The sequence below is a fragment of the Clostridium akagii DSM 12554 genome (genome assembly GCF_000686725.1).
Lineage (GTDB): Bacteria > Bacillota > Clostridia > Clostridiales > Clostridiaceae > Clostridium_I > Clostridium_I akagii.
On the sequence record NZ_KK366007.1, the window covers coordinates 337771 to 350375 of the forward strand.

At 29.9% G+C, this 12605-nt stretch carries 11 protein-coding genes; 8 read left to right on the forward strand and 3 right to left on the reverse strand.

The window, feature by feature from the left end; translation table 11 throughout:
• Positions 1–22: 22 nt before the first annotated feature.
• Positions 23–1348 (reverse strand): aminotransferase-like domain-containing protein, encoded by a 1326-nt coding sequence (locus BR66_RS0117135; protein WP_026883995.1) that lies wholly within the window; start codon positions 1346–1348, stop codon positions 23–25.
• A gap of 112 nt (positions 1349–1460) precedes the next feature.
• On the opposite strand from BR66_RS0117135, the gene BR66_RS0117140 reads away from it, so the two are divergent.
• From BR66_RS0117140 to BR66_RS0117175, 8 genes are all read left to right on the forward strand, one after another.
• A complete protein-coding gene (locus BR66_RS0117140; RefSeq protein ID WP_026883996.1) occupies positions 1461–1748 on the forward strand; it encodes a YciI family protein in 288 nt (95 codons plus the stop codon).
• Between the two features lie 10 nt (positions 1749–1758).
• Positions 1759–2691, forward strand: a complete 933-nt coding sequence (locus BR66_RS0117145; RefSeq protein ID WP_026883997.1) for a GNAT family N-acetyltransferase — start codon at positions 1759–1761, stop codon at positions 2689–2691.
• A 99-nt stretch (positions 2692–2790) separates the two neighbouring features.
• Positions 2791–3435 (forward strand): class I SAM-dependent methyltransferase, encoded by a 645-nt coding sequence (locus tag BR66_RS0117150; RefSeq protein WP_035796493.1) that lies wholly within the window; start codon positions 2791–2793, stop codon positions 3433–3435.
• A gap of 87 nt (positions 3436–3522) precedes the next feature.
• Positions 3523–4158, forward strand: coding sequence for a CatB-related O-acetyltransferase (locus BR66_RS0117155; RefSeq protein ID WP_026883999.1), 636 nt, complete (start codon positions 3523–3525; stop codon positions 4156–4158).
• A gap of 171 nt (positions 4159–4329) precedes the next feature.
• Complete coding sequence (locus BR66_RS0117160; protein WP_026884000.1) at positions 4330–5679, forward strand: MATE family efflux transporter; 1350 nt, start codon at positions 4330–4332, stop codon at positions 5677–5679.
• 189 nt (positions 5680–5868) lie between these two features.
• Positions 5869–6066 carry a cold-shock protein gene (locus BR66_RS0117165; protein ID WP_026884001.1) on the forward strand — a complete coding sequence of 66 codons (198 nt, stop codon included), beginning with the start codon at positions 5869–5871 and terminating at the stop codon, positions 6064–6066.
• An 89-nt stretch (positions 6067–6155) separates the two neighbouring features.
• The gene (locus BR66_RS0117170; RefSeq protein WP_026884002.1) at positions 6156–7418 is read left to right on the forward strand and encodes a DEAD/DEAH box helicase; all 1263 of its coding nucleotides are present in this window, start codon (positions 6156–6158) and stop codon (positions 7416–7418) included.
• A gap of 176 nt (positions 7419–7594) precedes the next feature.
• The gene (locus BR66_RS0117175) at positions 7595–8512 is read left to right on the forward strand and encodes an aldo/keto reductase (RefSeq protein WP_026884003.1); all 918 of its coding nucleotides are present in this window, start codon (positions 7595–7597) and stop codon (positions 8510–8512) included.
• 250 nt (positions 8513–8762) lie between these two features.
• Here BR66_RS0117175 and BR66_RS0117180 read toward each other — a convergent pair whose 3' ends face one another.
• Positions 8763–10547: an ABC transporter ATP-binding protein gene (locus tag BR66_RS0117180; RefSeq protein ID WP_026884004.1), complete on the reverse strand. Its 1785-nt coding sequence runs from the start codon at positions 10545–10547 to the stop codon at positions 8763–8765.
• A complete protein-coding gene (locus BR66_RS0117185) occupies positions 10547–12283 on the reverse strand; it encodes an ABC transporter ATP-binding protein (RefSeq protein WP_026884005.1) in 1737 nt (578 codons plus the stop codon). The genes BR66_RS0117180 and BR66_RS0117185 overlap by 1 nt, the downstream gene beginning before the upstream one ends.
• Positions 12284–12605 lie beyond the last annotated feature (322 nt).

The window sequence follows — 12605 nt, forward strand, 5'->3', positions numbered from 1 at the left end:
GATAGGAGCAAAAAGTTCATTCTTAGGAAAGTATTTTTGAAATATGACGAATTCCAGTTTTAATATCACTTATTTTAGAACTACCAACGCTTATTTTTAAAATACCATTGCTAAAATAATTATCTAAATAGTTGCCCTTCATATTTTTAATACATATGTTATTTTTAGCACATTCTTTAATTAACCAATTCATATTAATCTTATTTAAAAATTCAATAGAGGCATAAAAACCAGAGTAAGGCACATGCCACTTTACATCAGCAATTCTAAATTGTTTTGATGCATCTTTTAAGGCTGACATCCTTTCGCTATATATTTTTATTATGCTCTTTTTATTAGCTTTAAACATTCCACTTTTAATATAAATTTCTAAGGATCCTTGAGATAAAACTGATGTATTTAAATCCATCCACCTTTTATGTTCCTCAAAGGTTTTCATTAAAATCTTAGGTAGTACTACCGCTGCAATTCGAAGCCCTGGAAGAAGTATCTTAGAAAAACTTTTTATGTATACCACTCTAGAAGAAACATCATAATAATGCATTGGATAAACATTATTTTTAACTTCTAAATCTCCAAGATAATCATCTTCAATTATATAAACATTGTACTTTTTAGCTAAGGCTAAAATTTGTTTTTTATCATTATTAGAATAGCTTACACCTAGGGGATTACTAAATCTTGGAATTGTGTAAAAACATTTTATATTATCACAGGCAAATTTTCTTTCAAGCTCAGCAAAATCTATGCCGTTAAATTTTCGCTCAATACCAATAACAGCAGTTTTGCTAATTTCAAGAGTCTTTAGAGCACCTTTATAAGTTGGCTGTTCTACAAGCACATTGCTTTTTCCATTTGGAAATGGCATGGTACAAAGTATGTTTATTGCTTGCTGTGAACCTGAAGTTATACATATATCCGCTGGTTCACAAAATATCTGATAATCTTCAAAATGCTTTTTTAGAGTAATGATAAGTTCTGTAAGTCCTTTAGATGGGGAATAATTAAAAAGGGTAACTTTATATATATCAATAGCTTGATTCAAGCAGTGTTGAAAATCTTTATAGGGCAATATACTTTCATCTGGTGAACCTGATGAAAAATTAATTATTTTATTTGTTTTATTTGTATGAATTTCTTTTTTATCAACTAAATAATATCCACTTTGCGGTATCGAATATACAATATGCTGGCTTTGAAGTTTTTCATAAGCATGTACAGCTGTTTGCTTGCTACAATTAAATTTTTTGGACAAATACCTTATTGTAGGCATTTTTTTGTCATAGCTTATATTTTCATTTTCAATTTCAGCATTAATAAAATCTACTATATCATTGTATTTACTCATATATCTCCTTGAATTGTACTAGTACAATATGATTTTTACATTATTGAATTGGCTAATTTAGTGACTTACAATATAATTGTACCATAATAACATTGTAGGAGGAATAAATTATATGTTTATAATAATTTTAAAATACAAAAAGTCTATTGAAGATGTTATGAATAATTTAGATGACCATAAAAATTACCTAGAAAAATATTATTCATTAAATAAATTCATATGTTCTGGGAGGCAAGAGCCAAGATGTGGTGGCATAATATTGTGTAATGCAAAAGATAAAACAGAGGTAAATTTAATAATTAAACAAGATCCTTTTTATAAAAATAATATTGCAAAATACGAAATAATTGAATTTATACCAACAAATTATGCAGATGGCTTTAAAGAATTCATAATTTAGGAGGCTATAAATGATAAGAAATATGAAATTTGAAGATATTGAAAAGATAAAAGAAATAGATAAATTGAGTTTTAAAGCTGATAAAAAAAGAACAACACAAGGAATAGAAGGTTATATTGAAGCAAGTAATAATTCAAGTCTTGTATATGAAATAGATAATACAGTGGTAGGATATAATTTTATACACCTTTGTGGCTCATTTGCTTGGTTTGGTCCTTTTGGAGTTCATCCAAAATATCAGGGCAAAGGCATTGGAAAAGCATTAATAAATCACACAATAAAAATCCTTAAAGAGAATTACAAAGTGTCCACCATAGGACTTAATACTATGCCTGAGTCACAATACAATGTTGGATTTTATATGGGACTTGGCTTTACACCACTTAGACTATCACTGAATTTAAAAAAACAACTCAATTTTGATGATTTATTACCATTACCCAATGATTATAATGTTGATGAAGTAGATATAAGTAACGAACATGATTATTTAACTTTAAAAGATAATTTAAAACGTATGTGTAATGAAATATTTCATTACTTTGATTTGAATTCTGAGCTTCACCTAATAAAATATGAAGGGTTTGGTACTATTTTTACAGTAAAAGCTTATGGTAAAGTCCATAGCATTGTAATCTGTCATACTAAAGCAGTAAGAGATACAAATACAAAAAACTTGCAAATAAAATTAGCTATTATAGATAATACTGTGAATTACAAAGTTGCCGTAGATTCTATTGTAAGTGCTTGTACAAAGTATGCTAAAAATATCAACTATGACAGTATATCCATAGATTGCAATACTTACAATGCTGAAATTTGTAATTTCTTAATTTCAAAACACAATTTTAAAATACAAAAAACTCAAATTATGATGATTTTGGGAAATGATAATCCTTTTAAAAGTTCTAAAGCAATATTATTGACAAGACTAGCCGGATAATAATAGTATAAGCATGTACAAAATATGATATAATTTACATATACTTAAGCAATATGTTTACAAACTATTATACTGAATTATAGGAGGTAAATTATAATTATGTTAATAGAAAACCAAAAGGAGTATTGGGATAGAGTAGCTATTGACAAAAACTTTACAACACCATTTCAAATTGAATTGTTTTCTCAAGTTGTAGACAAGGAAGATAAAATTTTGGATGTTGGTTGTGGTTATGGCAGGACATTAAATGAGCTATATTTGCAAGGGTTTAAAAATTTATTTGGTATAGATTTTTCTGAAAAAATGGTAAAAAGAGGTACGGAGCAGTTCTCGGGACTAAATTTATGTGTAAAGAGAGGCAAAAATTTACCATATGAAGATAATAGCTTTGACTCAATAATTTTATTCGCTGTTTTAACTTGTATAGCTAAAGATGAAGAACAAGTTTTTCTAATGAAGGAAATAAAAAGGGTTCTAAAACCTAAAGGAATATTATACATAAATGATTTTTTATTAAATACAGATGAAAGAAACGAAAAGAGATATAAAATATATGAAAATAAATACAAAAAATATGGGGTGTTTGAACTGCCAGAGGGTGCAGTGCTTAGGCACCATGATATAAAATGGATAAAAGAGATCATATCAGATTATAATGATATTAAGCTAGAAACAGTTACATATACCACAATGAATGGAAATAAATCAAATGGATTTTATTACCTAGGTAAGAATATAAAATAATGTAATAAGGTGAGGTGAAAAAATGAAAATCTGCATTGCAAACGGAATAGTTATTTTCTGATTTTTATTTAAAAGGAGAGTGTAAAAATGACTATTCCAAATTCAAAAAAAATTTATCCAAGAAGTAATGATTTTGAAACAATATATCTTAAAAATGTCATAACAAAAACTAATATTAAAGTTGGTGATTTTACAATATACAATGACTTTTGTAATGATCCTAGAGACTTTGAAAAAAATAATGTTTTATACCACTATCCAATTAACCATGATAGACTTATTATTGGAAAGTTTTGCTCTGTTGCATGTGGTGCGAAATTTATGATGAATAGCGGAAATCATACGTTAAAATCATTATCTAACTATACATTTCCTATATTTGGTGAAGAATGGGATGAAACATTAAAACCAAAAGATGCATGGGACAACAAAGGTGATATTATTATTGGAAATGATGTCTGGATAGGATATCAGGCTGTGATAATGTCTGGGGTTAAAATTGGTGACGGTGCAATAGTAGGAACTAGAGCAGTGGTAACTAAAGACGTTCCACCTTATACAATTGTTGGTGGCATACCTGCAAAGGCTATAAAAAAAAGATTTAATGATGAAGTAATATCGTGTTTGCTAAAGCTTGAGTGGTGGAATTTTACAAATGAGAAAATAGCAAAGAATATTCCATTTATTCAGGCGGGAGACATTGATTGGTTGAAGAATTTATAGTATTCATTAAACTAAAATATAACTAATTATACATTGTAATAGGTGTATAATTAGTTATAGATAAATTTAGAAAGTCTTAGGAAGAAAGAGTTGTTCACGTTTGCATAAATATCTAAATTGAGATGTAATAATATATATGTTTTTATAAAAGATGGGATGGTGACTTTAATTTTGATTACAGATATGACAAAAGGGAATATTTCCAAACATTTAGTTAGATTTGCAGTGCCCTTAATACTGGGAAACTTTTTTCAATTAACTTATAATGCAGCAGACTCTATTATAGTAGGAAGGTTTGTTGGTACAAAGGCATTGGCAGCAGTTGGTATTGCAAATCCAATTATGAATATTGTAATGTTTTTTATTATGGGAATTTGTATGGGTGCTTCAGTTTTGATGAGTCAATATTTTGGTGAAGGAAACATAAAAAAGCTTAAACGTGAAGTTTCAACAACTATGATAGGTGGGCTTATTTTCACAGTAATACTTATAATTGTTTGTATAATTATGACTAAACCAATGTTAGAACTGATTAGAACGCCAAAGGAAATACTTCCTGAAGCTTCAAATTATCTTAGAATTATATTTTTGGGACTTATATTTACATTTTTATATAACGTTTATGCTTCAACACTTAGGAGCATTGGGGATTCTAAAATACCGTTAATATTTCTAATGATTTCTTCAGTTTTAAATGTAGTAATGGATATAATTTTTGTGGTTTATCTTAAGTGGGGAGTTTCTGGGGCCGCTATTGCAACTGTTACAGCAGAAATGGTTTCAAGTGTACTATGTATTTCCTATGCTTATATGAAAGTACCGATGCTTCGTTTTTCACGAAAAGAAATTGTGCTTGATAGAATTTTACTACGAACAACCATAAGCTATAGCTGGGTAACAGCTATGCAGCAGACGTGTCTTTATGTTGGAAAAGTATTAATCCAAGGTGCAGTCAATCCACTTGGCATAGAGGCAATAGCAACCTTTAATGCAGTAAACCGTGTTGATGATTTTGCTTTTACACCACAACAAAGTATTAGCAGTGGAATGACCACGTTTTTAGCGCAAAACAGAGGTGCTAAAAAGTTTGATCGTTTAAAAAAAGGTTTTTGGTCTGGAATGAAAATTGAAACTTTATATTGGTGCATAATTGTAGGTATAGTTTTTTTTGGAGCACCACATATAATGCACCTTTTTGTATCTGATAAAAACTCCAAAGTTGTTGAACTTGGAGTAAAATATCTTGAGATGATGGCATTTTTTTATTTTCTTCCAGGGTGTACAAATGGAATACAAGGATATTTCAGAGGAATGGGAGATTTGAAAATTACATTAAGGTCAACTTTCGTGCAAATTGTTGGAAGAGTAATATTTGCATACTTACTAGCACCAAAATTTGGAGTTGTAGGGATTGCCCTAAGCTGCCTTGGTGGCTGGATTGTTATGCTGGCTTATGAAGTTCCGTTTTGTGTTAAAGAATTAAAAAAAACGAAAGGCATTAATAGTGAAAGTATTGTATAATAAAATTATATTCAAATAACTTGCTTTTTGTATTTCTATATGTTATTATATGAATGACTTAAATTTAGTAGTAAATAATGAAACACAAATATATTTCAATTAGTACTATTTATAGTATGTTGATATCGAGATTTTATTAGTGAATTGTTACAATGAGTTTAAGAATAATTTTTTTCGGAGGTACACATTATGAATGGTACAGTTAAATGGTTTAATGCAGAAAAAGGATTTGGATTTATTACAGGAGAGGACGGAAACGACGTTTTCGCTCATTTTTCACAAATTAACTCAGAGGGTTATAAATCCCTTGATGAAGGACAAAAAGTTACTTATGACGTAGTTGAAGGTCAAAAAGGACCTCAAGCTGAAAATATTACAGTTGCTTAATTAATTAGTTAATTAATATTTACCCCTTGAATATTTATTATATTTAAGGGGTTTTTAGTTGTTTAAAATTATATCTTAAAGGAGAAAAAATGTTATTTGAAAATTTAAATATTATAGAACCTATCTTGAAGGCTATAAAAGATTATGGATATACAAATCCTACGCCTATACAAGAACAAACTATTCCAGCTTTACTTGAAGGACATGACGTAGAAGGTTGTGCACAGACAGGTACAGGAAAAACAGCAGCTTTTGCCATACCTACATTACAACTTCTTTGCAATGACCAAACATTTAAAAAGGGAAATAGAAGTATTAAAGCCTTAGTATTAGCTCCAACTAGGGAATTAGCTATCCAAATCGGAGAAAGTTTTACTGCGTATGGTAAATACACAGGATTAAAAAATACTACTATTTTTGGCGGTGTTTCACAAGGATCACAGGTAAGGGCATTAAGATCAGGTGTGGATATTTTAATTGCGACACCAGGAAGACTTCTTGATTTAATTCAGCAGAAATATATAAATTTACAACATATAGAGATTTTTGTTCTTGATGAGGCAGATAGAATGCTTGATATGGGAATGGGACATGATGTAAAAAGAATTATAGCAAAGCTTCCTAGGGAGAGGCAGTCAATGTTATTTTCTGCAACTATGCCTGAGAGTATTTCAAAATTAATGGATTCAATTCTCATAAAACCTGTAAAGGTTGAAGTTGTTCCTGATGCATTAGCTATTGATACAATTAAGCAGTCAGTATTTTTTGTTGAAAAAAGCAATAAGAAAGCTTTGCTTATTAAGCTATTAGAGGATAAATCTTTTGATTCAGTTCTTGTATTTTCTAGAACTAAACATGGTGCAAATAAAATAACTGATGAACTTACTAAAGTGGGAATAGAATCTCAAGCTATTCATGGTAACAAGTCACAAAATGCAAGACAACTTGCTTTAAGTAATTTTAAAGAAAAGAAAATAAGAGTTCTAGTTGCTACAGATATAGCTGCAAGAGGTATTGATGTAGATGACTTATCACTTGTAATAAATTTTGATTTACCAGATGTACCTGAAACTTATGTTCATAGAATTGGACGTACAGGGAGAGCAGGAGCAGAAGGTGTTGCATTCTCATTCTGTGATCAGGATGAAAAAGAATGTCTTAGAGATATTGAAAAACTCATGGAAAAATCAGTACCAGTGAATGAAGATCATCCTTATCCTATGGGAAGTTCAACTACTGTTACAAATACTTTGGGTGCGTCAGAAAATAACAATAGTAGAAAAAAAGAATATTCTAAGAAACAACGTCCAAACAGTTATTTTAGGAAAAATAAAAAAATAGCTAACAAATAATAAAAATAATATATTAAAAGCCATAGTTTTTTAGGTAAGTTTACCTGGGAGTTACTGTGGTTTTTTTATTTCACATTTAAGTAACAATTATTTAATGGATTTTATTTTGGATAACCATTATAATTATATGTGTGTAAAGGTTTAGATACAAATAAACATAGGGGAAGGTGTCAATTATGAAAAAAATCAATATTGGAAATGGAGAAATAAGTGCATCAGAAATTTCATTAGGGTGCATGAGAATTAACGAGATTACTAGTAATGATGCAGCTAGTCTTATCAGCACTGCATTAGAACAGGGGATTGATTTTTTTGATCATGCAGATATTTATGGTGATGGTAAATCAGAAGAAGTTTTTGCAGAGGCCATTGGCACAACTAATTACAGTAGAGAAAAATATATGCTTCAGACAAAATGTGGAATACAACCTGGGTATTTTGATTTTTCTAAGGAACATATTTTAAATTCTGTGGATAAAAGCTTGAAACGTTTGAAAACAGATTATATAGATGTATTGTTGCTTCATAGACCTGATACGCTTATGGAACCAGAAGAGGTTGCAGAAGCTTTTACAAAGTTACATAGTAGTGGTAAGGTTAAATATTTTGGAGTGAGCAATCAAAAGCCAATGCAAATAGAGTTACTTAACAAATATTTAGAACAAAATATTATTATAAATCAACTTCAGCTAAGTATAACAAATACAGGAATGATTGATTCTGGACTTAATGTGAATATGGAAAACAATGCTTCTATTGATAGAGATAATAGTATTCTAGAATATTGCCGACTTAAGGACATTACAATACAGGCATGGTCACCTTTTCAGTATGGTATGTTTGCAGGAGTATTTTTAGATAATGACAAATTCCCAGAGTTAAACAATAAAATAAATGAAATAGCAAAAATTAAAGGTGTTACAAATTCCGCAATTGCAGTTGCTTGGATTTTACGGCATCCTGCTAAAATTCAAACTATTGTAGGTACAACTAAAAGTAGTCGTTTGAAAGATATTTGTCAGGCTTCAAGGATTGAATTAACAAGGCAGGAATGGTATGAAATATATAGAGCAGCAGGAAATAAACTACCATGAATAAGTCAGAATAAAGATTTCTGAAATTGCATTGATTTTCAGAGTTTCTTATTAATGTTTGGCTTAGATAGTGAGAATAAATACAATTATAAAGGTAGAGTCATTTTGACTCTACCTTTATAATTATGCTTTGGCTTCGAAACTATGATCTCCACTACTTTTTTGTTGTTGCGCTTGTCATTGAATCTAGGTTTTGTAAGCTTGTAGTTTTAGTTGCACTTGAAATTGAAACACTCTCATTCTAAGTTAGTCAAGCTCCCTGGCTAAGAAACTTATATTGCGCCATATAAAGGTCATAATAATGTCCTTTAAGTTTGAGAAGTTCAGCGTGGGTTCCTGCTTCACCTATTTTTCCATCTGAAATAACCATAATTTTATCCGCATCTCTTATAGTTGAAAGTCTATGAGCAATAACAAAGGAAGTTCTTCCGTGTAAAAGTTTGCTAATACCAGCTTGGACAAGCTTTTCTGTATGGGTATCAATATTGGAAGTAGCTTCATCAAGAATTAATATTCTTGGATTTGCCAGAAGTGCTCTAGCGAAGGAGATAAGTTGTCTTTCTCCAACAGAAAGCCTAGAACCTCTTTCATTAACCTCAGTATCATACCCATTTTTTAATTTCATAATAAATCCATGAGCATTAACTGCTTTAGCCGCAGCAATTACTTCTTCATCCGTAGCATCAAGTTTACCATAACGTATATTATCTTTTATGGAATTTGAAAATAAAAAAGTATCTTGAAGCATTATTCCCATTTGGCTTCTTAAGGATTCTAGCTCTACATTTTTAATGTCCTTACCATCTATTAATATTTTTCCAGAATCGCAATCATAAAATCTGCTTATTAGGTTTACAATAGTAGTTTTTCCTGCACCTGTTGGACCAACTAAGGCTATAGTTTCACCAGTATTTATTTTGAAATTTATATTGTTTAAAATTGGTTCTCCAGCTTCGTAGGAAAACACTACATTTTTGAATTCAACAGTTCCTTTTATCTTTGGCATTTTATCCTCTGAAAGAGTAGTAATCATTGGTTCTATGTCTAGTATTTCAAATATTCTTTCTCCAGCAGCAAAATTTGTTATTAGAGTATTGTAAAAATTACTTATATCTATAATAGGTTTCCAAAACATTGTTACATAGGAAGTAAAGGCAACCATGGTTCCCACAGTAATGTTTCCCGTTTTTACAAGACTTATGCTGTACCAAAATACAAGAATTGTTCCAATACCAGAAGACAGAGCAACTATTGGCCAAAATGTATCATTAAGTTTTACTGCCTTTAAAAAACCATCCATCATCTCATTTACAAAGGTTAAAAAGTTTTTTGAGCTCCTTTGTTCTTCAGCAAAGGCTTCAATTACTCTTATACCAGAAAAATCTTCATGAGTATAGGCATTCATATTGGATCTTTTCTGCCTAAATATTTGCCATCTCTTTCTCGAAAAAGTCTCCACTGAAAACAGTGTTAAACCTAAAAATGGTAATATACATATAGATACAATGGCAAGTTTTACGTTCATAGAAAACATAATAACAGTAACACACACAAGGGTTAAAACTTCAGGAATAAAATTAGTTATACTGTTTGAAAACAAATCCTGAAGAGAATTTACATCACCAATTACTCTAGCAAGTATTTTTCCAATAGGTCTGTTATCGAAAAAAGAAAAGGAAAGTTTTTGAATGTGAATATAAAGTTCTTGTCTAATTTCTAATATTATTTTATTTGTTATTTTAGCCATCATGATTATTCTTATTTTTGATGCAAACATAGATAGTATATTAAAACCAAATAGTACGGCGGATATAGTAATTAGGCCATTTAGATCTTTACGGGAAATATAATTATCAATTGCTAGTTTTAAGAGGTAAGGATTAAGAAGACCACATAACATTACATAAATCAAAAGAATTAATACAATAACTACTTTTAATTTATAAGGTTTTAAATAGCTAAATAATCGCATTAATAGTGCGGTATTAGAAACTTTGTTTAAATCTTCATCTTGGTTAATAGAATTTTTAGCCATTATATAACCTCACTTTCGTTTTGATCTAAATCTTTAAATTGTTCACAATAGATTTCGTAGTATTTGCCTTTTTTAGCAAGTAGCTCACTATGAGTTCCAGATTCAACTATTCTTCCGCCATCTAAAAAGACTATCATGTTAGCATTTTTTACTGCAGATATTCTATGGGCAATTATAATAGTTGTAGTTTGCCTTACTTGCTTATAGAGGTTTTTAAGCAGAGTGTATTCTGTATCCATGTCTAGTGCAGAAGTAGAATCATCTAATATTAAAATTTTTGATTTTCTAATTAAGGCTCTGGCAATAGAAAGCCTTTGCTTTTGTCCTCCAGATAGACCTATACCTCTTTCACCAATAACAGTATCAAAACCATCTTCAAGTTTATCAATAAAATCAAGGGCACAAGCATCACTGCAAGCATTTCGTATTTCAGCGAGAGTTGCATCAGCTTTTCCAAATTGTATATTTTTTTCAATAGTATCTGAGAAAAGAAAAGTATCTTGAGGAACTATGGCCATTTTTCTTCGTAATGATTTTAAATTAAGTTCCTTTACATCTACATCGTCTATACAAACGGAGCCTTTTTGTACATCATAATATCTTCCAATAAGGTTTATAAGGGAGGATTTACCGGCACCAGTAGTACCCATTATTGCAACTGTGCTATTAGCAGGTATTTTAAGATTAATGTTATCTAAAATCATTTCATTGTGATATTTAAAGGTTACATTTTTAAATTCAATATCTCCTTTAAGGTTATCCAAAGTTAATGCATTTTTAGGACTCTCGATTTCAATTTTAGTTTGGAATATTTTTTCGATTTTTTTAGCTGAGGCTGAACTTTGTGCTAGGACATTTGTGATCCAACCGATCATTCTCATAGGCGAAATCATAAGCCATACATATCCATTAAATTCAACTAGAGTTCCTAAGGTAATTTGATTTTTAATTACTAAAATACCACCTACGCAAACTACAAGTAGAGTTGATGCATTACCAAGAAAATCTTGTAGTGGGTTATATTTAGCCCAAATACGATTTACTTCTAAATTTAAGTCATAATTTGTTCTATTTAACTTTAAAAATTTTAAAATTTCATGTTTTTCTCTTGCAAAAGCTTTTACAAGTCTCACACCAGCAATATTCTCCTGAGCTGTGGTATTAAGAATAACTGTCTGATCGCTAATCTTGCCAAAAGCAGTATTTATTTCTTTTTCTAGTTTCATAGTTGTGTAGGCTAAAATAGGCATTGTTGCAACACAAACAAGTGCAAGTATCCAGTTTAATCTAAAAAGTATTATTGCAGATAAAATAAAGTATATGGCGTTCTCAAGGAATAGTGCAGCTCCAAAACCAGTAGCTCTCCATATATTATCAACATCTTCACCAATTCTTGACATTAACTCACCGGTATTCATGCTATCAAAGTAGCTAAAAGAAAGACTTTGAATATGATTAAATAAATCTTCTTTTATATCAATAGCAACTTTTGTAGACATCCAGTCAAAACCATATTCCTTTATATATCCAAGGATTGCTCTTCCTATTGCGATACCGCCAATTGTAACAAGAACTGGAGTTAATAGACTATATTGTTTACCTGTTATTATTTTGTCTATCATTATCTGTGTAAGATAAGGATTTAGTAGATCTAATATAATACCTATAAGCATTGCTGCAAAAGGTAATAAAATAAAAATGTGATATTTCCATACGTATTTAAGTATTTTCTTCAATTTATGATTCCCCCTAGCTAATTCATTTTGTCAGCTTTTTTATTTTTTTCAAAATAAAAAAGCCATGGCATCCCAATGGCAATAAAATTTACATGAAATTATGCAAATAAAAAAAGCCATGGAATTGATAGCCCATGACTTTAAAAGTCTAATATTACGGTTTATAATCCGAATGATAAGGTAGGGCTATCTTGTGAAATTTTAAATATTAAATTAAAGCCTGTTACAAAAGCATATATAATTCTCATATTCCTACCCCTCCTTGTTAAAATTTAACTACTTACTAATAATAAAACATTTACTTATTTTTGTCAATGACTAT

What these genes read in the sequence shown, in the direction of transcription:
- BR66_RS0117140 (WP_026883996.1), top strand. Translation starts at nt 1,461, where the DNA reads ATGTTTATAATAATTTTAAAATACAAAAAGTCTATTGAAGATGTTATG.
- BR66_RS0117165 (WP_026884001.1), top strand. Translation starts at nt 5,869, where the DNA reads ATGAATGGTACAGTTAAATGGTTTAATGCAGAAAAAGGATTTGGATTT.
- BR66_RS0117170 (WP_026884002.1), top strand. Translation starts at nt 6,156, where the DNA reads ATGTTATTTGAAAATTTAAATATTATAGAACCTATCTTGAAGGCTATA.
- BR66_RS0117145 (WP_026883997.1), top strand. Translation starts at nt 1,759, where the DNA reads ATGATAAGAAATATGAAATTTGAAGATATTGAAAAGATAAAAGAAATA.
- BR66_RS0117150 (WP_035796493.1), top strand. Translation starts at nt 2,791, where the DNA reads ATGTTAATAGAAAACCAAAAGGAGTATTGGGATAGAGTAGCTATTGAC.
- BR66_RS0117135 (WP_026883995.1), bottom strand. Translation starts at nt 1,348, where the DNA reads ATGAGTAAATACAATGATATAGTAGATTTTATTAATGCTGAAATTGAA.
- BR66_RS0117175 (WP_026884003.1), top strand. Translation starts at nt 7,595, where the DNA reads ATGAAAAAAATCAATATTGGAAATGGAGAAATAAGTGCATCAGAAATT.
- BR66_RS0117180 (WP_026884004.1), bottom strand. Translation starts at nt 10,547, where the DNA reads ATGGCTAAAAATTCTATTAACCAAGATGAAGATTTAAACAAAGTTTCT.
- BR66_RS0117155 (WP_026883999.1), top strand. Translation starts at nt 3,523, where the DNA reads ATGACTATTCCAAATTCAAAAAAAATTTATCCAAGAAGTAATGATTTT.